Annotated in this window: 21 protein-coding genes; 15 read left to right on the top strand and 6 right to left on the bottom strand. The window is 51.5% G+C overall.

Annotation, left to right across the window (positions count from 1 at the left end; genetic code table 11):
* Positions 1-148 precede the first annotated feature (148 nt).
* The 6 genes from cobA to ACPXV9_RS05825 all read left to right on the top strand — a co-directional run bounded on the left by cobA (position 149) and on the right by ACPXV9_RS05825 (position 8,154).
* Positions 149-997 carry a uroporphyrinogen-III C-methyltransferase gene (gene cobA, locus ACPXV9_RS05850; protein ID WP_423895418.1) on the top strand — a complete coding sequence of 283 codons (849 nt, stop codon included), beginning with the start codon at positions 149-151 and terminating at the stop codon, positions 995-997.
* Between the two features lie 67 nt (positions 998-1,064).
* The gene (nirB, locus tag ACPXV9_RS05845; protein ID WP_423895416.1) at positions 1,065-3,599 is read left to right on the top strand and encodes a nitrite reductase large subunit NirB; all 2,535 of its coding nucleotides are present in this window, start codon (positions 1,065-1,067) and stop codon (positions 3,597-3,599) included.
* A gap of 27 nt (positions 3,600-3,626) precedes the next feature.
* On the top strand, positions 3,627-3,959 hold the full coding sequence (gene nirD / locus ACPXV9_RS05840) for a nitrite reductase small subunit NirD (protein ID WP_423895415.1): 333 nt from the start codon (positions 3,627-3,629) through the stop codon (positions 3,957-3,959).
* A gap of 34 nt (positions 3,960-3,993) precedes the next feature.
* Positions 3,994-5,472: a NarK family nitrate/nitrite MFS transporter gene (locus ACPXV9_RS05835; protein ID WP_423895414.1), complete on the top strand. Its 1,479-nt coding sequence runs from the start codon at positions 3,994-3,996 to the stop codon at positions 5,470-5,472.
* A 118-nt stretch (positions 5,473-5,590) separates the two neighbouring features.
* Complete coding sequence (locus tag ACPXV9_RS05830; RefSeq protein ID WP_423895413.1) at positions 5,591-7,324, top strand: protein kinase domain-containing protein; 1,734 nt, start codon at positions 5,591-5,593, stop codon at positions 7,322-7,324.
* A gap of 86 nt (positions 7,325-7,410) precedes the next feature.
* Complete coding sequence (locus ACPXV9_RS05825; RefSeq protein WP_423895411.1) at positions 7,411-8,154, top strand: MlaA family lipoprotein; 744 nt, start codon at positions 7,411-7,413, stop codon at positions 8,152-8,154.
* On the opposite strand, the gene ACPXV9_RS05820 is transcribed toward ACPXV9_RS05825, so the two are convergent.
* Positions 8,151-9,224 (bottom strand): tRNA-queuosine alpha-mannosyltransferase domain-containing protein, encoded by a 1,074-nt coding sequence (locus tag ACPXV9_RS05820; protein ID WP_423895410.1) that lies wholly within the window; start codon positions 9,222-9,224, stop codon positions 8,151-8,153. The genes ACPXV9_RS05825 and ACPXV9_RS05820 overlap by 4 nt on opposite strands.
* A 137-nt stretch (positions 9,225-9,361) precedes the next feature.
* Positions 9,362-9,676, bottom strand: a complete 315-nt coding sequence (locus ACPXV9_RS05815) for a PilZ domain-containing protein (RefSeq protein WP_423895409.1) — start codon at positions 9,674-9,676, stop codon at positions 9,362-9,364.
* A 328-nt stretch (positions 9,677-10,004) separates the two neighbouring features.
* On the opposite strand from ACPXV9_RS05815, the gene ACPXV9_RS05810 reads away from it, so the two are divergent.
* Both ACPXV9_RS05810 and ACPXV9_RS05805 read left to right on the top strand, forming a co-directional pair.
* Entirely contained in the window at positions 10,005-11,189 is a 1,185-nt protein-coding gene (locus tag ACPXV9_RS05810; RefSeq protein WP_423895408.1) for a response regulator, read from the top strand.
* Between the two features lie 81 nt (positions 11,190-11,270).
* Entirely contained in the window at positions 11,271-11,753 is a 483-nt protein-coding gene (locus tag ACPXV9_RS05805; protein ID WP_423895407.1) for an STAS domain-containing protein, read from the top strand.
* Here ACPXV9_RS05805 and ACPXV9_RS05800 read toward each other — a convergent pair.
* Both ACPXV9_RS05800 and dusA read right to left on the bottom strand, forming a co-directional pair.
* Positions 11,750-12,193 (bottom strand): TerB family tellurite resistance protein, encoded by a 444-nt coding sequence (locus tag ACPXV9_RS05800; protein ID WP_423895406.1) that lies wholly within the window; start codon positions 12,191-12,193, stop codon positions 11,750-11,752. The two genes, ACPXV9_RS05805 and ACPXV9_RS05800, sit on opposite strands and share 4 nt — an antisense overlap.
* Positions 12,186-13,205, bottom strand: a complete 1,020-nt coding sequence (gene dusA, locus ACPXV9_RS05795; protein ID WP_423895404.1) for a tRNA dihydrouridine(20/20a) synthase DusA — start codon at positions 13,203-13,205, stop codon at positions 12,186-12,188. The genes ACPXV9_RS05800 and dusA overlap by 8 nt, the downstream gene beginning before the upstream one ends.
* A 178-nt stretch (positions 13,206-13,383) precedes the next feature.
* Here dusA and ACPXV9_RS05790 point away from each other — a divergent pair, with 178 nt between their 5' ends.
* A complete protein-coding gene (locus ACPXV9_RS05790) occupies positions 13,384-13,899 on the top strand; it encodes a hypothetical protein (RefSeq protein ID WP_423895403.1) in 516 nt (171 codons plus the stop codon).
* Between the two features lie 6 nt (positions 13,900-13,905).
* Here ACPXV9_RS05790 and ACPXV9_RS05785 read toward each other — a convergent pair whose 3' ends face one another.
* Positions 13,906-14,700, bottom strand: coding sequence for a substrate-binding periplasmic protein (locus ACPXV9_RS05785; protein WP_423895401.1), 795 nt, complete (start codon positions 14,698-14,700; stop codon positions 13,906-13,908).
* A 202-nt stretch (positions 14,701-14,902) separates the two neighbouring features.
* Here ACPXV9_RS05785 and ACPXV9_RS05780 point away from each other — a divergent pair, with 202 nt between their 5' ends.
* The 5 genes from ACPXV9_RS05780 to ACPXV9_RS05760 all read left to right on the top strand — a co-directional run bounded on the left by ACPXV9_RS05780 (position 14,903) and on the right by ACPXV9_RS05760 (position 21,144).
* Complete coding sequence (locus tag ACPXV9_RS05780; RefSeq protein WP_423895399.1) at positions 14,903-16,345, top strand: efflux transporter outer membrane subunit; 1,443 nt, start codon at positions 14,903-14,905, stop codon at positions 16,343-16,345.
* Positions 16,345-16,623, top strand: coding sequence for a DUF3302 domain-containing protein (locus tag ACPXV9_RS05775; protein WP_423895398.1), 279 nt, complete (start codon positions 16,345-16,347; stop codon positions 16,621-16,623). The genes ACPXV9_RS05780 and ACPXV9_RS05775 overlap by 1 nt, the downstream gene beginning before the upstream one ends.
* Complete coding sequence (locus ACPXV9_RS05770) at positions 16,620-17,558, top strand: HlyD family secretion protein (protein WP_423895397.1); 939 nt, start codon at positions 16,620-16,622, stop codon at positions 17,556-17,558. The genes ACPXV9_RS05775 and ACPXV9_RS05770 overlap by 4 nt, the downstream gene beginning before the upstream one ends.
* Before the next feature lie 363 nt (positions 17,559-17,921).
* Positions 17,922-19,538: a GMC family oxidoreductase gene (locus ACPXV9_RS05765; protein WP_423895395.1), complete on the top strand. Its 1,617-nt coding sequence runs from the start codon at positions 17,922-17,924 to the stop codon at positions 19,536-19,538.
* Positions 19,539-19,707: 169 nt separating this feature from the next.
* A complete protein-coding gene (locus ACPXV9_RS05760; RefSeq protein ID WP_423895393.1) occupies positions 19,708-21,144 on the top strand; it encodes an amidase in 1,437 nt (478 codons plus the stop codon).
* A 25-nt stretch (positions 21,145-21,169) separates the two neighbouring features.
* Here the strand turns inward: ACPXV9_RS05760 and ACPXV9_RS05755 are convergent, their stop codons facing one another.
* Positions 21,170-21,769 carry a hypothetical protein gene (locus ACPXV9_RS05755; protein ID WP_423895391.1) on the bottom strand — a complete coding sequence of 200 codons (600 nt, stop codon included), beginning with the start codon at positions 21,767-21,769 and terminating at the stop codon, positions 21,170-21,172.
* 326 nt (positions 21,770-22,095) lie between these two features.
* Here ACPXV9_RS05755 and ACPXV9_RS05750 point away from each other — a divergent pair, with 326 nt between their 5' ends.
* A complete protein-coding gene (locus ACPXV9_RS05750) occupies positions 22,096-23,277 on the top strand; it encodes a diguanylate cyclase (RefSeq protein ID WP_423895390.1) in 1,182 nt (393 codons plus the stop codon).
* The last annotated feature ends 72 nt before the right edge of the window (positions 23,278-23,349 follow it).

Raw genomic sequence — 23,349 nt, 5'->3', positions numbered from 1 at the left:
GCTTTTTTTATTCTTGATGTATTGTTTTGCTTTCTCTTTAACTGTTTGAAATATAAGGGTTTATAAATTTATTTTGTTGGTTTTTTTGTTGCTGGCACTGTCTTTGCTGTAAGGCTTGTAGATTGAATTTTTGAGTGCGGTGAGCCTTATGTCTACAGACAAGTCCAGCAACAAGCCTTTTTCTGAAGTGCTTCACTTCAATACCGGTTCCTCTCCGATAGCCAGTAGACCAGGGACGGTCAGTCTGGTTGGTGCCGGTCCGGGTGATGCGGATTTGCTGACGGTCAAGGCGCTTCGCAGTATTCAGCAAGCGGACCTTATTCTGTTTGATCGCCTGGTGAGTGAAGACATCCGTGCGCTGTTCCCGGCTTCTACGCCGGCTATTTATGTGGGCAAGGTGAAGGATCGCCATAGCATTCCACAGGATCAGTTGAATGAGTTGTTGGTCAGCAAGGCGCGTCAGGGTTTGAACGTCTGCCGTTTGAAAGGTGGCGACTCTCTGATCTTTGGCCGTGGCAGCGAAGAGATGTTGCGCTTGAAAGCAGCCGGTATCGAAGTAGAACTGGTTCCAGGGATTACCGCGGCTTCCGGTTGTACTACTTACGCAGGTATCCCTTTGACCCACCGCGGTCTGTCACAGGGTTGCACCTTTGTTACGGCACACGCCGAGAAAGACCTCAATATCAGTTGGTCTGCACTGGCTGGCCTGAATCACACTCTGGTGTTTTACATGGGGCTGAGCAAGGCCGGCATGATCAGTGAACAGCTGATGGCCAATGGCCTGAGTGCTGATACCCCGATGGCGTTTATTGAAAACGGTTGCTGTTCCCAGCAGCGCAACATTATCGGCACCGTTGAGCAGATGGAAGCTCTGGTGGAATCCGAGAATATCCAGTCCCCGGCGCTGATTGTGGTCGGCGAGACGGTCAAATTATCTGAACAACTGCAGTGGTTCTCCTCTATGAGTGAATCGGAACTGCAACAGCTTTCGGCGTAATGCCGCAGGCTGCAATGAAATAACTACAACTATCAACTTTTAACGCTTTCTATCGAGAGGATAAATTATGAGCAAGCAACGCATTGTTGTCGTCGGAAACGGAATGGTGGGCCATAAGTTCATCGACAACCTGGTAGAGCTTGGTGAGGGCAAGGACTACGAAATCGTCACCTGTTCCGAAGAGTCCAGACTGGCTTATGACCGGGTTCAATTGAGCAGCTATTTTTCAGGTGCTACGGCTGAGGATCTGGCGTTGACCACCGAAGCTGAATACCAAGAGAAAAACGTTGCCTATCGTCTGAGTGACAAGGTGGTGGAGATCAACAAAGCAGAAAAATTTGTTGTGACTGCCAGCGGTGAAAAACTGGCCTATGACAAGTTGGTTCTGGCGACCGGTTCTTTCCCGTTTGTGCCTCCTATCCCCGGTAACGATCAGGAGCACTGCCTGGTATACCGCACCATTGATGATCTGGAAGCGATCAATACTTCAGCGGCCGAAAGTAAAGTGGGCGTAGTTGTAGGTGGTGGTCTGTTGGGTCTGGAAGCAGCCAATGCGTTGAAAGCAGCGGGTCTTGAAACTCACGTGGTTGAATTTGCACCGCGCCTGATGGCGGTTCAATTGGATGAGGGCGGCGGTAAGCTGCTGCGTCGCAAAATTGAAGATCTGGGCGTTAATGTTCACACCGAAAAAGCCACTTCTGAAATTGTTAAAGGTGAAGAGTGCCGCTACCGCATGAACTTTGCCGACGGTTCCTTCCTGGAAACCGACATGATTCTGTTCTCGGCCGGTATTCGTCCTCAGGATGAGCTGGCGCGTCAGTTCGATCTCGATATCGGTGAGCGCGGTGGTATCGTGGTTGATAACTACTGCCGCACTTCGGCTGAAGATATCTACGCCATTGGTGAATGTGCTCTGTGGGAAGGTCGCATCTTTGGTCTGGTGGCACCGGGTTATACCATGGCCAAGGTGGTTGCCAAGCACATTGCCGGCGATGACAGCGAAGCCTTCCTGGGTGCTGATATGAGTACCAAGCTGAAATTGCTGGGTGTGGATGTAGCCAGTATCGGTGATGCCCACGGCCAGACCGAAGGCGCGCAATCCTATACCTACAACGACGAAATCGAGCAGGTCTACAAGCGCCTGATCGTGTCTGCCGATGGCAAGAAAGTCATTGGTGCTGTGCTCGTGGGCGATGTAGACGCTTACGGCAGCCTGTTGCAGATGATGCTGAATGATATGGAGCTGCCCGAGAATCCGGCCTCTCTGATTCTGCCTAACGTGGAAGGCGGTGGTGCGGCCATCGGTGCTGACGCTCTGCCGGATACTGCGCAGATCTGTTCCTGTTACGATGTGACCAAAGCGGACATCAAAGCCGCTGTTGCCAATGGTTGCACCGATATGGCGGGTATCAAGGGTGAAACCCAGGCTTCCACCGGTTGTGGCGGTTGTGCGGCACTGACCAAGCAGGTACTGGATGCCGAGCTGGCCAGTCTCGGTTACGAAGTCAAAACCGATATCTGTGAGCACTTTGCCTACTCCCGTGCGGAGCTGGCAGACATTGTTCGCGTTAAGAAAATCAAAACTTTCGAGGAGCTGCTGGAGAGTCACGGTAAGGGTCATGGCTGTGAGATATGTAAACCAGCGGTTGGCTCCATTCTGGCGTCCTTCTGGAATGACTACGTGCTGGATGACAAGCACATCAGTTTGCAGGATACCAACGACATCTTCCTGGGTAACATGCAGAAAGACGGTACCTATTCGGTTGTGCCCCGTGTTCCCGGCGGTGAAATTACTCCGGACAAACTGATTGTTCTTGGCGAAGTGGCCAAAGAGTTCGGTCTTTATACCAAGATTACCGGTGGTCAGCGTGTCGACTTGTTTGGTGCCCAAATGAATGACCTGCCGCTGATCTGGAAAAAGCTGGTTGATGCCGGTTTTGAAACAGGTCACGCCTACGGTAAAGCTTTGCGTACCGTTAAATCCTGTGTGGGCAGCACCTGGTGTCGCTACGGTGTTAACGACAGTGTTGGCTTTGCCATTGATCTGGAGAATCGCTACAAAGGTCTTCGTGCGCCGCACAAAATCAAATTCGCCGTATCCGGTTGTACTCGCGAATGTGCCGAAGCCCAGTGTAAGGATATCGGTGTGATCGCCACTGAAAATGGCTGGAACCTCTACGTTTGTGGTAACGGTGGTATGCGTCCTCGTCACGGTGATCTGTTCGCCACCGATCTGGACGACGAAACCCTGATCAAGTACGTCGACCGTATTCTGATGTTCTATGTGCGCACCGCTGATCGTCTGCAGCGTACTTCGGTATGGATGGAAAATCTGGAAGGTGGATTGGATTACCTGAAAGAAGTCATCATCGAAGACAAGCTGGGCATCTGTGATGAGTTGGAAGCGGACATGAATGCCAATGTGGGCAACTACCAGTGTGAGTGGAAAACCACCATTGAGAATCCAGAACGTCTCAAGCGCTTCTCTCACTTTATTAATTCCGACGAGAAAGACAGCAATCTGGCCTTTGTGTCCGAGCGTGATCAGCTTCGTCCGGCGACCAAAGAAGAGCGCATCCAGGCTGTTGAGCTGGCTGATTGATTCAAGATTATATTTAGGAGTTATATCATGAGTAACTGGAACACTATCTGTAAGCTGTCCGACCTCAATCCCGGAACCGGTGTTTGTGCTCTCCATGAAGGGGAGCAGGTGGCCATCTTTATGGGCGCGCAAAATGATCAGCTGTATGCGGTATCCAATTTTGACCCCGTGGGTGAGGCCAATGTCATGTCCCGCGGTCTGATTGGTTCTTCCGGTGAGCAGGTTTATGTCGCCTCGCCGCTGTACAAAGAGCGTTACAACCTGGAAACCGGTGCATGTCTGGATAACGAAGCACTGAGTCTGAAAACCTACAGCGTTCGCGCTGTAGATGGCGAAGTGCAATTGCAGTTGTCTGCTTGAACCATAGAAATTTGTAGTTTTAGAGTTATGTAAGATGAGTACCGATACACAAAAATTTAACCTTTTCTCCTTTACCGGGAAGATGAAAATCCTGCACTTGAGCTGGATGGCATTTTTTATCACGTTTCTGGTGTGGTTTAACTTTGCTCCGCTGCTGGGCATGGTGAAAGAGTCTCTGGGGCTGACCACTCAGGAAATCAAAACCCTGTTGTTGCTGAACGTATCCATCGCCATTCCGGCGCGGGTGTTGATTGGTATGCTGACGGATAAATATGGCCCGCGTCTGATTTATTCGTCTCTGCTGATTATCTGTTCCATTCCCTGCTTTATGTTTGCTGTGGCAGACAATTTTGTGCAGGCAGCCATTGCCCGTTTTGCACTGGGGCTGATCGGTGCCGGTTTTGTAATCGGCATCCGCATGGTGTCCGAATGGTTTCCGCACAATGAGCTGGGTACCGCCGAAGGCATCTATGGTGGCTGGGGTAACTTTGGTTCTGCCGCAGCGGCGTTTACTCTGCCGACTGTTGCCATCTGGTTCGGTGGTGAAGATGGCTGGCGCTATGCCATTGGCCTGACCGGTGTGTTTAGCCTGATTTTCGGTTTTATCTACTACAACAGTGTCACCGACACACCAAAGGGTTCTACTTACTTCAAGCCTAAAACTCTGGGTGCGATGGAAGTAACCTCCAAAGGTGATTTTTTCTTCCTGTTACTGATGAAGATTCCTATGTATGCGGCACTGGCGCTGTTGGCCTGGAAACTGTCACCTGCCGGCGTCAGCCTGTTGAGTGAAAACTCGGCCAATATGATCTACATGGGTTTGATCCTGCTGTATTTTTACGATGTGTCTCAAGTTTGGAAGGTAAACAAAACCGTCTTCAAAGAACCTGTGCCTGAATTGCATCGCTACAGCTTCAAGCAGGTTGCTGTGCTGAATGTACTCTACTTCGCTACCTTTGGTTCCGAGCTGGCGGTGGTGTCCATGCTGCCATTGTTCTTCTCTGAAACCTTTGAGTTGACTCCGGTGGTTGCCGGTATGGTGGCCTCGGCCTATGCCTTTATGAACCTGATGTCCCGCCCGGGCGGTGGCTGGATTTCCGATAAGTTCGGTCGCAAGCCAACCCTGTTGATTCTGACTGCCGGTCTGGCCATGGGTTACTACCTGATGGCGCAAGTCGACAGCACCTGGCCTGTATGGCTGGCGGTAGTAGCTGCCATGGCGTGCTCTTTCTTTGTTCAGTCTGGTGAAGGTGCGGTATTTGCTGCAGTGCCACTGATCAAGCGTCGTATGACAGGCCAGATTGCTGGTATGACCGGTGCTTACGGTAACGTTGGTGCGGTGGTATATCTGACCGTTCTGTCTCTGGTGGATTACAGCACTTTCTTTATGGTGATTGCCGGTACCGCGGTGCTGGGCTTTATCACTCTGCTGTTTTACTCAGAGCCTAAAGGCCAGATTGCCGAGGTTGCCGAAGACGGCAGTGTGGTAATGATTGATGTTGCCAAAGCGTAATAACAAACGCTGTACCTGATAACAGGCCTGCCGGATGCTATCTGGCGGGCCTTTTTTATATGAGGGGTTTTGGTACTCTTTGTGTGTTAATAATTACAGATTTAACTGAGAATAAAACGTGTCAAACAAGTCGCTCGAAGTGTCGATTGGTGGGTTCAGCAGTAAGGGGATCAAGCCGGAAAATCAGGATGCCTTTGCTGTCCACAATTCCCAGAGCGTGTCTGAGTTAACTTATAAAGGGGTGGCAGCCTGCCTCGCTGACGGTGTCAGTTGCAGCAAGAACGCTCAGAATGCCAGCCAAACCAGCGTCACCCAGTTTATTAACGACTACTACAGCACGCCCGATTCCTGGAGTGTGAAACAGTCCGCTGCCCGTGTTCTGATTTCCCTCAATAGCTGGTTGTATCACCACAGCCATCAGGCCGATGCGGCGCATCACGATGGCTGGGTTACTACCTTCAGTTCTGCTGTGTTCAAATCCACTACCGCACATATATTCCATGTCGGTGACAGCCGTATTTACTGTTTACGACGTGGCAATCTGGAGCAGTTGAGTCGCGATCACTGTCATAAGCATTTGGGATCAAAAAGTTTTCTATCCAGAGCTTTGGGTATGGACAGCCACTTGGAGGTGGACTATCTGCAGCATGATCTGGAAGAGGGGGATGTGTACTTTTTCTCTACCGACGGGGTGCATGACTGGTTGTCGGAGATGGATCTGATTGCGACATTGAGCTCTACCGGTGATAACCTTGAAGCTGTCGCGAAGACTTTGGTCAACAAGGCGCTGGCCAATGGCAGCGACGATAATGTCAGTTGTCTGTTGGTTCGGGTAGAATCTCTGCCAGCGGCAGATCTTGATGAAGTCAGTCGGCAGCTCACCGAGTTGACGATTCCTCCGGTGCTGGATGTTGGCAACAGAATCGATGATTTCGAAGTATTGAAAACCATTTACAGTGGCACCCGCAGTCACCTCTATCTGGTGGAGAAGAAGGCCTGTGGTCAGCGCTATTTATTGAAAGCACCTTCACAGAATTTTGCCGAAGACCCGGTTTATCTTGAGGGCTTTATCCGTGAGCAGTGGGTCGGACAACGCCTGAATAATCCCGGGGTGATGAAAATATACCCGAGGCCTTCCTCCTCTCCCTTTCTGTATCATCTGTGTGAATACATTGAGGGCATTACGTTACGCCAGTGGATGCACGACAATCCCAAGCCTGAATTTGAGCGGGTTCGGGAAATTACCGCCGGCATTGTTCGCTCGATCCGGGCGTTTCAGCGTATGGGCATGGTCCACAGAGATCTGAAACCTGAAAATATTATGATCAACTCCCGAGGGCAGGTCGTAGTCATAGACTTTGGCACGGTTCAGGTTGAGAGTCTGGGGGAAATTACCTCGCCTCTGGATGAGGACGTTCCGGTGGGGTCGGTTGACTATATTGCTCCTGAGTATCTCCATGGGGAAAAAGGCCAGCATTATTCCGATATTTTTTCTCTGGGCGTGATTGTCTATGAGATGCTGACCGGGGGATTGCCCTATGAGGTGTCTGCTGCCCAGCAACAGGCGCCCCAGCGCTATCAGAAATGGCGATACATTTCGGCCAGAACCCGGCGCAAGGAAATTCCCCAATGGCTCGATTTAACCCTGGAAAAGGCTTGTCAGGTGTCGCCACTGAAGCGCTACCATGTCTTGTCTGAATTTGAATCAGACCTCAGTAAGGCCAATCAGCAGATGATCAACGCTCACAAGTCTGCGCCTTTGCTGGAGCGGAACCCTGTGGCGTTCTGGAAAATGATCAGTGCCATCTGTTTCGCTATTGCGTTGGTGGAGGCCTGGCTTTTAAGTCAGTAGCGATTATGGCTTTGGTCAACGCATACCATTGGCTTTTGCAAAAAGAGTGGCATAAAATCCGTGCCATAAAAAACAGGAGAACGGGCATGTATTCAGGGATTGGTTCATCTTTATTTAAAATCGTTTGTTTGCTATCTGTGCTGGCCATGCCTGCGGCGTTACACGCTAAGGATTTCTCTGAGCGCGACCCATGGGAAGGTTATAACCGGGCGATCTACAGTTTTAACGATGTGATGGACCGCTACATGATGCGTCCTGTGGCAACCGGTTACGACACCATAACCCCAGATTTTATTCAGGATCGCATTTCAAATATCTTTTTCAATCTGCTGGAAGTGCGAAATGTCTTCAACGATATTTTGCAGGCCAAACCCGGTCAGGCAGCCAACGATACCGGTCGCTTTCTGATCAATTCCACCATCGGCTTGGTGGGCATGTTCGATGTGGCGGAAAAAATGGGATTGCCCAAGTCCGATGGCGAGGATTTTGGTCAGACTCTGGTTGTCTGGGGCGTTCCACAAGGTCCCTATGTGATGCTGCCATTCCTCGGCCCCAGAACGGTAACCTCAGCGGCCAGTTTTCCGGTGGACGGTTTGATTCATCCCCTGACTTATGTCACCCATGTGCCTACTCGTAATACCCAGTGGAGTGTCGAGTTGATCGATAGTCGCGCCAGTTACCTCAAGGCCGAGATCATGTCCAAAGGTGATGCTTATCTGTTTTTGCGCGATGCCTATCTGCAACGCCGAGACTACCTGATCAGCGACGGTGCGATTGAAGACGATTTTGGCGTGGATGATGAAGAGTTTGGCTTCGAAGACGAGTTTTAATGGTTCGACAACAGCGCCTCGTACTCATCTCTGAGTGTGCACCAGCGGTAAGCTGAGACATCCACGGGTGTTAGCTTGGCTGCTTGTTTGGCATGGATGGCTTTGACAATCATTGCCGCGGCCTGTTCTTCCGTGTCGTAGAGATATTTTTGGTCAAACAGGTAGGGGTAGGATTGGTCATTGGGTAACACCGGACTGGCTCCACAGGCCACAGCCTCCAGCACCGAAATGCCCTGAAATTCGTGTTGTGATGTAGATAGGATTACATCACTTTTTTGCAACCACTGCAGATACTCATCTCTTGAATCGGCGTGTCCGAATTGAATCAGTCGATGCTGGTAGGTTTTCTCGATGGTCTCGAACTCTGTGGGGCGTTTGCGGAAAGACTGACCCAGTAAGCACAGCTGATAGTCACAGCCATATTGCTCGAGTCGTTGCAATATGGCCAGTAATCTTTGCGGGCCCTTATCGTATTCCCAACGTGCGGCCCAGGTGATAACAGGCTTGTCACTTGGGGTTGCAATGGAATGTGTGGGAACATCACTGGCGAGCGGCACCGGGATAACCCGGCTGATGGCTTGCAGGTTATCCATCACGCCGGCAGGCACATGATCCGGCAATTTCTTAAGCAGCCTTGCTGCGCCACTAAAGAACGTTTCCCGGTTATATTCCGTATTGAATACCAGCTGCTGGGCGCACAGTGCCGAGTAAATGCTCTGTAGTTGGGGCTCCACAGGACTGAAACGCTGCTGCTCGGATCTGGGGTAGGCAAACTGGTTTTCATGGAAATACACGGTGGTTTGTTTGCATTGGCCCAGAGCGGGAACCATGCCGCGCAGTGATGACAGATCAACCATGGAAGTGGCGATAACCTGATCCCAGGGCTGTTCCAGAATCCCGCGGTATTCCCCAAAGCCCCAGGTCAGGCTGTTGCCCCTCAAGCGCCAGCTGAAATGTCTGTCGGGTAAGGTGAGTACCTGCCAGTGGTGCTCGGGAAACTGTTGAGTCAGCCCCTTGTGCCAGTAACGGTGAGAAACAGCGTCGTAGGCCGAGAGCAACAAAATTCGCATAGGATTTTCTAGATTGAGGTGTTTTAGAGAGAGGGAGAGAGTGCCCTCGTCAACGAAGGGACGATTTTAGCAGAAGAGAGCCACACAGGTCGGCTTTATGAACCGACCACGGTGCGGTTTGCCAGCAGCGAGTTGGTTTAGCTGGTTGGCAGTACTTCGGTTATTTCCAATCCAAGAATGCAGCCATCATCCGGGCCGCTCTCAACTCGGGTTACCTGAGTGTGAGCATTGAGCATAGGTGTGCAACCCACTGGCGGCATGATGCAAATGGTTAATTTGGCGCCGACTGGAAATACCCGGCTTATTTCAACCGACATACCGCCGCCGCTCAAATCGATACACTTGCCAGTGATCTCTTCATCGCTGTCGGGCAGGGTGATGGTTACCGGTGAGCCTATTTGCATGCGCAAGAAATTGCGTTTTTCGCTGTAGTCTCTGCTTGCAAGATTCATGTTGTCGTCCCCCATAATGATTCAGCTCGTTATTTTTTGTCAGGATGGTACTTAGAAGTTTTGTTTTGAGGTCTGGGTTAGAGTGTGTGGTCTGCTTTAATGGCCAAAAGCGACATCTGTTGGGGTCTGCCTGAAATTCGGGGCATGTCCGAATCCCTAAGTGGCAGCCTTTTCCAAGCCCGAAAAACTGTACGAACTTTGTTCAGAATTTAGCCTAAAAAAAGTATTTTGAACAGCTTGTGCATTCATATATATAGGAGTAATGTTGATTATACTGCCCCCCTCAATTGTGGGGTGATTCCTTTTTTTAGCTCGGGACCATTGCTTAATGTCAGCAGCAAACCGGACACTACTTGTTGTCGATGACGACACCATTGTGCGGCAGAGCGTGGTTGCCTATCTCGAAGATTCCGGCTTTGACATTCTAGAAGCCGAGCAGGGCCGTCAGGGCCTTGAAATGTTCAACAGTCATTCTCCCGATTTGGTACTGACAGACCTGAAAATGCCGGAAATGAACGGTTTGGATCTTTTGGCGGAAATTCACCGTGAATCCAATGAAGTGCCGGTTATCGTGATTTCCGGTGTGGGTGTTATGGGGGATGTGGTTGAAGCGCTACGACTTGGGGCGGCAGATTATATGATCAAGCCTCTGGTTGATATGGAAGTGCTGGTGCACGCTGTCAACAAGAGTCTGGAACGCAGAGATTTACTGGCTGAGAATGAGTTGTATCGCGTGGAGCTGGAAGAAACCAATCTGCAGTTGCGCGAGCATTTATTGACCTTGCAAAAGGATCAGCAGGCGGGACGTCAGGTTCAGCAACAGTTGTTGCCCGAATCCCCCTTTATCAAAGACCAGTATGTGATTGAACACCAGATTATCCCATCGCTGTTTCTGAGTGGTGATTTTGTTGATGTCAGTACCATCGGTGATCGCTATCTGGCTTTCTACCTGACGGATGTTTCCGGGCATGGTGCTTCATCGGCATTTGCGACTGTCTGGCTCAAGTACGTAGCTCAGGAACTGGAGGGTGAGCACCTTTCGTTTCTTGGTGCTGAGGGCGATCTCGATAATCAGTTTCTTGAGCAGGTGAATCAGGCATTGATCGATTCCGATCTGGATCACCATATGACCTGTTTCTGTGGGGTAATTGATACCCTGAAGAACAAAATGTATTACTCGATAGCGGGGCATTTGCCACTGCCGGTCATGTTGATTGACGGCTTTCCTCGTTATCTTCAGGGAAGTGGCAGGCCTCTGGGTATTTTCCCGGGGCAAAGCTGGGAGTATTATGAGATTGATTTCCCAAGAGGAGCTTCGCTGGTGGGCTTTTCTGATGGAATTTTGGAAATCATGCCCGCAAAGGATCTGCTGGAAAAAGAGGGTTTATTGTTACAGTACCTGATTAACTGCGATGGCAGTTTGAGTTCGGTGTGCGGGGCGTTGATGCTCGATCGTCTGGAAAATTCTCCAGACGATATTGCTGTGTTGAGCATTTCAAGAGCCTTGGATTAACTGTGCAATTTATTCCTGATTGACAAGTTTACGCAAACGTTTGAACAGTAGTCAGCAGTTGTTCTGGCGGAGATTCTGATAATGAAACCGGGCAGTATTTGTGTCGCAGATCGCGACGGTGTCAACGTCATCAAAATGAGTGGTGATGTGCGACTCACCCTTTGTTTGTCTTTTGATGCCTATATCGAAGACATGTTTACCAAAGATGATTTTCACACGGTGGTTTTTGATTTGTCGGAAGCAGAAGCGGTGGATAGTACCACCTTGGGCTTGATGGCGAAAATATCACTGATTGCCAAGGATCGCGGTAAATCCAAGCCGACCATTATTTCCACATCACCGGGCATTCAGCGGTTGCTTGGGTGCATGGGGTTTGATCAAATTTTTGAAATTGTTGAGCACATTGAAGCCGACTTTGAGCCAGACGATTGTCTCACCGAAGGCGCAATGGATGAAGCCAAGGCTCGACAGAAAGTAATAGAGGCTCACAAAATTCTAATGAGCCTCAATGAAAAAAATGCCAGTACGTTTCGCGATCTAATGAACGCTCTGGAAAGTTCTTAGCCTCTGGCTTGTTGTTTGGCCCGAATGAAATCCCCATGGGCAAGGTGAATCAATTCCGAAACTTTGCGAATCATATATTCTTCGTATTTATCCAGACTGCCATCGGCGTAAGCAATTCGCCACATACCCACCAGCAGCTCGAATTTTTCTGGCACCGTAAAACTGTCGTTAATATGGCGGGTGAAGTCATACAGCGAAGTCGAATTTTCACTGTGCTCACGAGCCCGCTCGATCAGTCGCTCAATACCTTCCTGCGGTAATTCAAACTGCCTTTGCAGCTCGACAGCAAGGGTGTTCAGTTCCCTGTCATCAAAGTGCTCATCGATGGTGGCGATCTCCACCATCAATGCGGCTGCAGCTCTGTGGCTCAGATTGTCGTTGTCACCTGCCGGCTCTTCCGGAAAGCAGTTATCCAGCAGGGATTTAAAGTGGTTAAGCATAACGTTTGTTCTCATCAACCTTGGCCAGAGCATCTTCAAGCACACTGATACTGGCATCGGCTTTATAGGCATTTTCGCTGATGTGGCGGCGGAATTGTTTGGCGCCTTTAACCCCCTGAAACAAGCCCAGTATGTGGCGGGACATATGTTTGAGCTGGGTTCCCTGTGCCATTTCCTCCCGGCAATATTCAATGAACTCCAGCGCGACTTCGGTACGACTGGGAATGGCGTGGTCATCACCATAAAGGCACTTGTCCACTTCTGCCAGAAGGTAAGGGTTGGTATAGGCCTCCCGGCCAACCATAACCCCATCGAGAGATACGGGGTATTGCTCCGATTGGCTCAAATGGAGTTGACACTGATCCAGTGTGGTCAGGCCACCGTTGATGATAATTTCCAGCTCTGGATAGTCGCGCTTGAGATCGTGAACCATGGCGTATTTCAATGGCGGTATTTCACGATTTTCCTTGGGGCTGAGGCCTTGCAACCAGGCTTTACGGGCATGAACGATAAAGGTTTTGCAACCGGTTTTGGCGACGGTTTCGACAAAGTCACAGAGACCGGCATAGTCTTCCATATCGTCAATGCCAATTCGGTGCTTGACGGTGACATCGATGCTCACCGCATCCTGCATCGCCTTGATGCAATCGGCGACCAGTTGAGGGTGACCCATCAGAATGGCTCCGATCATACCGTTCTGAACTCGATCACTGGGGCAGCCACAGTTGAGATTGACCTCGTCGTAGCCCCAGTCTTCCGCCATTTTGCTGCAGGTGGCAAGGTCGTTCGGATTGCTGCCGCCAAGTTGCAGTGCCAAAGGATGCTCAGCCGGGTGATATTTGAGAAACCGTTCACTGTCGCCATGAATCAGGGCGCCAGTGGTAACCATCTCCGAGTAGAGCACGGAGTGACGTGAGATGATGCGCCACAGATGACGGCAATGGCGATCAGACCAGTCCATCATGGGGGCCACGCTAAAGCGACGGTCGGGTGAAGTACAGCTCGGGTTCATGGGGTTGTGTCATTCAGCAGGGTAAACGATTTCCATTTTAAACCATCTGGGTTTGGCAATGGGGAATTGTTTGCAGCTCATGCCCGACTGGTGTACAAAATCGCCAGTTAAATACAAACAGGGAGAGTTGGGCGTGGTTAAGTGGGGATTAACAGGGGGTATGTTTGTGGGATTGTTTATGGCAATCCTGGGGTTCTATCAGTACAGCAGTTCCGGGCTGGAGGTTAGCCGCATTGATCTCAAACCCGGTGTCGTTAATCGTGGAACCATCTTGTTGGATCCGCAGATGAACCCCCTGCGGGCGCTGGTAAGTACCGGTTTCATAAACAACAGTACCAGCATGCACGTGACCCATTACGACTATCGGGTTACTGTGACCGATCAAAATGGCGTGGTATTGCTGGAAGAGGCGAATTCCCATTTTGAATCGCGCAAAGAAACACCGAGCCTGAATCAGAGGCGAATGATCAAAAGAATCAATCATGTCCTCGACAGCTGGGAGGTGAGCAGGCCCGACACCTATCTCTGGACGGTCGAGATCAAAAAGCGTAAGGCCAGTATTGAATCGGCCGCACTGACTGTTCGCCAGAATGTGATGACCAGCTTTCCAGCTTCGGTAAAGCTGGGAGCAGTCTTGATGATTGTCTGTTTTGGGTTGTTGATTATTACCGGGAAAGCCCGCAAGACCCGATGAAGGTGTTTATTCTGCTGCGCTAAAAACTGGCTGTTGTTGAATTTCATCGAGCCAGCGCTGCGGGTTGCCGTAAATGGCTTTGAAGGTGCCGTTGTGGTTGAGTCTGGCAACGGCCTGCTGATAGACCGGCAGTAAATTCAGGTGGGGCGACTTTTTCGACATATAAAGCGCCAGGATGGGGCCCTGCAGGCTGGTCATTTCAGCAATTTCAGTGGCCGACAGTCCCAGTTGTTTCATCCCCCAGTAGACCGTATGGTCCACGGCCGCCATATAATCAATGCGCTGCCTTTTTAACATGGCCAAGCCCTGTTCAATGGTATTGATGGGTTGGCGCTTGAAGTTGGTTGCCAAGTCAAAGGCAGCGCCATACTTGGAGCCACGCATGTGGCCCACAGACTGTCCGTTTAGCTGGGCCAGAGAGTCAATCGGCTGGTTGTCCGGCAGACCTACCAGAATCACCCGGGTCTGGGTGATGGTGCCCACCAGAATGGCGTCTTGGTCCACTCGCGGGGATTGAAATACCAGCGCCAGATCGGAATAGCCCGACAGTAATTCGTGAAATACGCGGGTGTAAGGGCGAAATATATGGCGGTAGGGTATTCCCGTTTCAGTATGCAGAACCTTTGCGGTTTCGATCAGAAGACCTTGCTGCTCTCCATCAATCACCATACCCCAGGGTTTTATGATGGATGTGGCTACCCGAACAGGATCCGTGGATGTCTGCAATTGCGGTTGCGCTGTGCAGAGCACGGACAACAGGCTCAGTAATATTAACCAGAAAGTGAATTGTGTTGCCGGCATCAGTTGTCCTGTTTGTCGAACTTTATCTCAGTATATCAACATGTTGGCGGGCTGCTCAGTCCGATCCATCGTTGGACCTATTTATTTGCCATCATGGGTTGGCAAAAAAGCCACATCGTTCTTAAACTCTATTTGTTTTGCATTTTAATTGACCAGATTGTGCTCTTTGTTTTCAGTTTAAATATTTCAATGGGTAATCATTATGACGACAAGGCCCGATAACGGCTTTTGGATTTCCTTGCTTGTGGCATCGGGGTTGACCGGTTGCGCTCTGAACGAGCCGCCGGAGGCCCAGGATGCTCTGACTCAGGCCCTGCCGGAACAGACCCAGATAGCCGGGCAATGGCAAGCTGCTGACGATGTCGGTGCTGTAACCAACAACTGGCTGCAAACCTTCAATGATCCTCATCTCACGGCAATGGTGGATGAAGTCATTGCCAATAACCCCAATCTGCAGGCGGCATCAGCCCAGGTTGAGGTGGCCGCAGGTTTGGCGCGACAGGCGGGCTCGCAATTGAAACCCACCATCGGTCTGGGGGCCGGTGCCAGCAGTGCCGATGGTAGTGGTATTGCCGGTACGCTCGATTCCAGTAATGCGTTTCTTAACGTTTCCTGGGAGCTGGATATCTGGGGAAGGGTCAGAGCCGGAGTTGCCGCTGCCGAGTCGGCCCTGCAGGCTAGCGAGGCCGATTATCAATCCGCTCGCCAGTCATTGGCTGCAACCACGGCCAAGGCCTGGTTTTTGGCAACCCAGATACACGTGCAAAAAGAACTGGCAGAAGAGGCGGTAGAGATTTACACGGATCTGGTAAAACTGGTTACGGCGAAGGAACAGGTTGGCAAAGCCCAGCCGCAGGATCTACCTCTGGCCAAGGCACGATTGGCCGGTGCAGAGGCCAATCTGAGGTTGGTGAATAGCAGTTATCAGGAAATCCTGCGCAGTATTGAGGTTCTTCTGGGGCGTTACCCTTCCGCGGAGCTGAAGACGGTTTCGGATTTCGCTGCCTTTCCGCCACCGGTGCCCGCAGGGCTGCCTTCACAAATACTCGAGCGCAGGCCTGACTTGAGAGCGGCTGAGCAGAGAGTATCGGCGGCTTTCTATGGGGTGCAACAGGCGGAAGCGGCACGTTTGCCACGAATCAGTTTGACTGCAATTGGTGGGGCCGCAGACAACGGGTTACTCGATTTACTCAATATTGGTAATCCGATTGGGCAACTGGGGGCCAGTTTGTTTGCGCCTCTCTATACCGGTGGTGCTCTGGAAGCCGGCGTCGACATTGCGGACGCCCAAAAACGGGGAGCCATGGCGCTCTATGCCCAGGCTGCGCTTCAGGCATTTCGTGAAGTGGAAACGGCTCTGGCAAATGAACAGCTCTACGCAGAGCGCCAGATCTATCAGCGTGAAGTGGTCAACAAAAGTCAGGAGGCCTTTCGCATTACCAAAGCCCAATATCAGGTTGGGCGTCTGGATTTACTGACTGTGCTGCAAACTCAGGCCAGCCTGATTGGAGCCAAATCTGATTTGGCTGCAATCACCAACGATCGCCTGTCTCAACGAGTGAGTCTGCATCTGGCTCTGGGGGGCAGTTTTGACTCGCAGCCTGCCTCAGGACCAACTTCTAATGAAAACAGGGGGACCAACTGATGTCCGGTATCGACATATTTGCCTTGATTGTTCTGATTACCATCTTCGCTGTTGCCATAGGTGTTTTTGTCTTTCTTGGGCAATGGCCGGGTAAGGTGGCTCATGCCAATAATCATCCGCAGGCCGAGGCCATTACCATTGGCAGTTGGGTCGGCCTGATTGCCGGTGGTGTGCTCTGGCCGCTGATTTTGATTTGGGCCTACGTCAAATATCCTGATGCCAGCAATGGCGAGTCGGCTGGTACGGCGATATCGGATCAAGAGGAGCAGGCATCATGATCGTTTTTTTAACCGTACTCTGGTGTGTCATTCTGCTGATTCTGGTGAAAACCAAAACCATTCAGCTGACCCTCTGGTGGAAGTTGTCGCCGGTAATCTGGATGGCGTTACTGCTGATTATTCTGTTTATTCCGATGCAGTTCTTTGCGCCATCCGGGCCGTTGCTGGTGGTGCAGTATTCCACTCCAATCACGCCCAATGTGGCGGGTCAGGTTGCCAGAGTTAATGTCACTCAGAATCAACAGGTACGCGAAGGCGATATCCTGTTTGAGATTGATCCCGAGACCTTCACCGCCCAGCGCGATCAGGTTCAGGCGCAGTTGAATCTGGCCAAAGTACGCTTGGAGCAAACCCAACAGTTGGTCGAGCAGGATGCCGTCAGTGGTTACGAACTCGATCAGTATGAAGCTCAGGTCAAGCAATTGGAGGCGGGCCTGAAACTGGCGGAGTACAATCTCAGAGAAACCAAAGTCAAAGCCCCGACCGATGGCTACATTACCAATCTGGCGCTGCGCAAAGGCGCGCGTGTCGGTCGGCTGGCGGTATCACGATTTATGACTCTGGTGGAGGATGATCGCCTGATCGCCGCGCAAATCCCTCAGGCCTATTTACGTCACGTTAAGGCCGGGCAACAGGTGGAAGTGACTTTCAAAATGTTCCCCGGCAAGGTCCACAGTGCGACGGTAGACTATGTGGTTATGGCGTCGGCGACGGGACAACTCAGTACCAGTGGCAATATGGTTGCACCCCGTGAGACTCCTGCCGTACCTTACGCTGTTGTCTTAAAGCTCAATGACGAATCTTTGCTTCAGAGTTTGCCTGCCGGAGCCATCGGCAGTGTGGCGGTCTACACGGAAGCGGGTAAAGCGACTCATGTGATCCGTCGGGTAATGATTCGAATGGACGCCTTTATGAACTACATCATTCCTACCTGAGCCGTTGCAGCGGCGTTACCAAACAACGCCGATGTCAGCTGGTTTGGCGCTCTCAATGTCGCAATGATAAGCGGTGGCCCGGAAGTTTACCTGGCTGCCGCTTTTTGGTTTTGGGCTCTGAGCAGTGGATGGTTCTGGGAGCTGTTTATGGGCTTATGGGGCTGATCGGACGCAAGATACCCGGTTGATTATCTCGATTTTTGACTGAATGTAGGTCATTTTTCAAGAACATGTGGATAAATGACGTGAAGTTGGCACAAATCGAATAGATCCCTTTTCGGGCCCTCACTAAGATGGCCACCCTAATAAAAACCGCGGCAACAGGGGATACCTCTGGGCTGGCACGTTAACGAGAGGCGTTCTATGTACGATTATATTATTGTGGGTGGTGGTTCCGGTGGTGGTGTAATGGCCAATCGCCTGAGTGAATCCGGAACCGATACCGTGTTTTTGCTGGAAGCGGGTTCCAAAGCCAATTCTCCATTCATTTCGACACCGGCGATGTTTTCGGCCTTGGTGCAGGATCTGAAATGCAATATCTACAACTGGCGCTTTAATACCAAGCCAGACGCCTCCATGAACGGTCGTAGCCAATATCAACCAAGAGGTAAGGGCCTGGGTGGGTCCAGTAACATCAACGCCATGGTATATACCCGTGGTGACGCCGCTGACTACGATGCCTGGGAGGCCGAGGGTAATCCGGGCTGGGGCTATAAAGACGTGTTGCCGTATTTTAAAAAGGCCGAGAATAACGAGCGCGGTGAAAATGAATTTCACGGTGTGGGCGGTCCACTGAATGTGACCGACGGTGGCGTTGATTTCGAGATGTATAACAACTTTCTGCGCAGCAGTCTCGAGCTGGGTTACCGCTACAATCCCGATTTTAACGGTGAGAATCAGGAAGGTGTTGGGGTCTTTCAGTTTACCGTTAAAGACGGTAAACGCGCTGGTGTTCGTGCCAGTTATATTGCCCCGGCGATGAGCCGTCCCAATCTGCTGATTGAAACCGGCGCTCAGGCCTCACGCATTCTGTTTGAAGGCAAACGTGCTGTAGGGGTGGAATATATTGTTAATGGCAAAACCAAAATCGTCCGCGCTCGCAAAGAGGTTATCCTCAGTAGTGGCGCTTTTGGGTCTCCCCAGTTGTTGCTGTTGTCCGGCGTCGGCCCTGCACAAGAGCTGCAAGAGAAGGGCATTGACGTCGTTCATGATCTGCCCGGTGTGGGCAAAAACCTGCAGGAACACCCCGATGTAATGCTGGTCTTCAAGAGCAAGACCAAGTCTGGGATTTCCATGACCCCTCTGGGAATGATCAAAGCGGTCGGCGCCTATATTCGCTACCTGATTACCGGTAAGGGCTGGATCGCCAACCCTCCTACCTCAATGGGTGGTTTTCTCAAATCCGATGATGATCAGCCGCTGCCCAACTTCCAGATCCACTTTGTGCCATTGGCATACCGCGATCACGCCAGAGACTGGAAGTTGATGGCTTCATGGGGCTTCAGTTATCTGGTCAACCTGTCACGCCCGAAAAGCCGGGGTGAGGTGACTCTGGCCAGCAAAGACCCAATGGCGCAACCGGATATTCAGTTGAACCTGTTGCAGCATCCGGACGATATGAAGCAGATGCGTGATGCGGTGAAGCGGGTGATGGAAATTGCCAATCACTCTGCCATGGATGATATCCGGGGCGACTCGGTTCAGCCGCCGAAGCCCTTCACCAGTGATGAAGATGTTGAGGGTTTTCTGCGCCGTGAAGGGGCGCACGTCTACCACCCGGTGGGCACCTGTAAAATGGGCAGTGACGATATGGCGGTTGTTGACCAGAGCCTCAAGGTTCATGGTCTCGAAGGTATCCGCGTGGTGGATGCCTCCATCATGCCGTTGCTGATTGGTGCCAATACCAATGCGCCGACCATTATGATTGCAGAGAAAGTGGCGGACATGATGAAGCAGGAAAAGCTCGCACAATCTTCCTGAATAATCCCTCGTTGATGTACCCCCGAAGGGCAGGCCAAAGGTCTGCCCTTTTTTGTTTTTGCCGTTGTATTGCTAATGACAGGGAATTTCGGGCATGGTTACTGCGTTGTTAATTTTTCAATGTTGCTCACAATAATCAGCAGTGGCTGGATAATAAAAAGGAAGCGCGATGAGTGAAGCAGAACAGCGGGTGGCCGGATCAGAAAAGCGTGTCAGCACCTTTGCAGACGATGCACTGGGGATTGACGATGCCGTAGCCATTGCGAAGCGAATCAAGATGGGTGAAATCTCTGCCGGTGAAGCGGTAGAGGCTGCGATTCAGCGGGCAGAACGCGCTAACCCGCAACTTAATGCCATTATCACGCCTTGTTACGATCGGGCTCGAAAGCAATCCAACGCATTATCGCAAGGCGCTTTTGCCGGGGTACCGACCCTGATTAAAGACACCGATGATGTTCAGGGGCTCCCCACCTTGATGGGCTCACACGCCACCTCCAGATTACCAGCACGGCAGACGTCGGACTTTATCGAACAGTTCAATGCTCAGGGTTTGGTGGCAATTGCCAAAACCAATTTGCCGGAATTCGGCCTGACGGCCACCACGGAACCCTTATCTGGCGGCACGACTCACAACGCCTGGCACACGGATTATTCTTGCGGCGGTTCTTCGGGAGGCTCTGCCACCATGGTTGCCGCCGGTGTGGTACCGATTGCTCACGCCAATGATGGTGGTGGCTCGATTCGAATTCCGGCTTCATGCAGCGGACTGGTGGGCTTAAAACCAACCCGTGACCGTCTGGTTGGGGTACCGGCATCTTCCAAGTTGCCGGTCAATATTGTGGCACAGGGCGTGGTGAGCCGAAGTGTGCGTGATACCGCCGCGTTCTATGCGGCCGCTGAGACGTTTTACCGCAACCCCAGATTGCCAGAGTTAGGGCATGTCACCGAACCTGGCCAAAAGCGTTTGAAGGTTGGTGTTTTTACCCATCGCGTGGACGGCACCGTTTGCGACCCAGAATGCCGCGACGCTACGCTTGCCGCGGCCAGACTGTGCGAGCAGTTAGGGCATCAGGTGGAAGAAATTGGCAGCCCTTTTCCCGAGCAGTTTATGTACGATTTTCTGTTGCTGTGGTCGATGATGGCGTTCGGGTTCAGGCATTTTGGTCGCCGGGTACTAAGCAGGGATTTCCAGTGGCATAAAACCGATGAGTGGACCAAGGGTCTGGCGCGCCATTTTGGCAAAAATATTCACCGCGCTCCCTTCGCGTTTCGCCGCTTGCGCAAGTTTCGGCACGATTACGCCCGGGTGTTTGAGGGGTACGATTTGCTGCTCAGCCCCACAACTGGAACGGTTGCCCCGCAGTTGGGGCACATTGGCCCAGAAGTCGAGTTTGAAGAAAGCTTTGCCAGAGTCAGTCAGTTTGCGGCTTTTACACCCGGCCAGAATGTGTCCGGCGCACCGGCCATATCCCTGCCGCTGGGAGTGGCCGCCAATGGCTTGCCCATAGGCGTGCAGTTTGCGGCACCCTATGGGCAGGACAGGCGTCTTTTGCAACTGGCATTGGAATTGGAAGCTGCCAGCCCTTTCCGGTTGATGTCAGATTAATAGTTACTGCGCGTTTCTTTTTAAGTCACTGGGCATTTCTTTGTGACAGAGCCGCGCGCAACTGTTTCAGTACCGCTATTTCCTGTTCAGTCGGCACGTAGCGACCACCACAACGTGGGTCGGTCTTTTGCAGCAGAGCAATAACGTCACGGGTGAGTGGGATGGGGTCGCAGCCGTGGCCCTGCTCACACACCATATCGAACTCGGGTTTGGCCTTGATGTGACAACCGAGACAGTTACCGCCAAATCGATTCACCACATCGGCATAGCCACGCTTGTGTATCTGGGTACCTTCGGCTGATACGTTGAGCTCAAAGAACTCCCAGTCTTTGGTGCCAGGACTGGTACCTTTGGGTTGTTTCACCATCACTTCGGTGGGAACCAGTTGCACGATGGATCCTTCCGGGTATTCCCCCTGACCTGCTTCGGCCAGTGATTTGGTTTCTTCCAATTTGTCCGGATTCAGGTTGCCGACATAGAAGTGACGTACTTTGGTCATATCCAGCATGCACTCAAAAGTGTCTGCATCAACGCTCAAGGCGTCAGTGCTATCGGTGACAGTTTCCGCGATCACCTGCATGGATAACACGGCGAAGCCTGTCAGAGTCAGTAAGAACGATTTCATGATTGGATTTGCTCCTGTTGTTCTGGTGGTGTTGTTCTTGTGTGGTAGTTCGGGCACCAATATAGGTGTTAGCGTCCTGATGGTGGAGGCTACTATAGCGATCTTTATAATTGTGAGCAAGTAAATTGTGCAAAATATAAATGCATGTTGATTTAGGCGTCTTGATGCGGATCAAATAACCTTTTAAGTTGTAGTGTCATTATTGGCGTCTAATAAAAATCTAAGACGGTGCTGTGTTTGTTTATTGGCAATCATGGTGCTCATTGCGGTTGTGCCGCCAGCTGACAGTGGGCGTCTGTGCAGCTGTCAAGTCAAAGGAATCAAACATGGGATCTTGGATAGTCGCAGGCCAGCAAGGACTGGCTCGTATTGCGGATTTGCTCGTCGGTAGGCAACACCCCACTGGCTTTGGCGATATTCGCGCCCAGTACATCGACTCCCGGGTGCGCCTGTTGGCGGGTATGTTTGCGATACTGACACCACTGTGGATCCCCGTTGATTTTATTATTCTGCCAGCGCCGGCAGTGGCCTCGATGGCGTTAGCAAGAATTCTGTTTTCCATGATGCTGTTGTGGCTTTGGTTGGCCCCCTGTCAGCCGACTTTGAAAATGGCTCGGCTGCGATTGGTGATTCTGATGGTTCTGCCATCGCTGTTTCAAATCGCTGCCCAGTTAATTTTGAAGCAGGAACATTCGGACTGGTTGATCAGTTATACCTTTTTACCCATGTTGATCATTGCCATGCACAGTATCTTTCCGTTGACCCTGAGTGAGGGGTTAGGATTGGCCAGCTTTACCGTGCTGCTGTTATCGCTTGATGAACTGGGCAGGGGCACACTGTTTACGGTGGCTGGTATTGGTCATCTCTGGTTGCTGTGCCTGATGATGGGAGTGGCGATCTGGGCTCAGCTGTCTCAGCTGCACTGCCAGCTGATGCTGCATCGACAATCCATGAAAGACTCGCTGACCGGGCTATTGAATCGGGGGGGGTTGAATACCATGATGGTACTCGAGCATGAGCGCTTGCAGCGGGAGCCTTCCCGCTGCAGTGTGGTGATGTTCGATCTGGATTACTTTAAAAAAATCAATGATGAGCTGGGGCATCAGGCCGGTGATGATGTCATCAGATTCTTCTCGCGCTTGTTGTCAAAACAAGCCCGAAACAGCGATGTCTGTGCTCGCTATGGCGGGGAAGAGTTTGTAGCGGTTCTGCCCGGTGCCAATGCTAAGGATGCCTGCCTGCTGGCCGATCGCATCCATCAGGCCCTGGCGCAGACGCCAGTTGATCTTGGTGCTGAAGCCAGTCTGCATGTGAGTTGCAGCGTAGGCATCAGTGAAATGACGGTTGATGTTGCGCCCGAGGCGGCCCTGAAACGAGCCGATGAAGCGCTTTATCAGGCTAAGCGTGATGGCCGTTGCTGTACTCGTCTGTATCATCCGGGCGCTGCCACTGAGTCTCAAACTGAACTCTCTGCTGGGACCCTGTGTGGTGCTGGCGCTATCTCCTGATGCCAAGAGTTTTGTAAAGCATTGTTTCCCTGAGTCGCTTTATCATTTTTAATGGTGACATTACTCAGAGGT

The sequence above is a fragment of the Candidatus Pelagadaptatus aseana genome (assembly GCF_040362265.1).
Classification (GTDB): Bacteria; Pseudomonadota; Gammaproteobacteria; order Pseudomonadales; family Cellvibrionaceae; genus Pelagadaptatus; species Pelagadaptatus aseana.
Note: the sequence above shows the minus strand (reverse complement) of the source record. Positions and strands in the feature narration are given on the sequence as shown.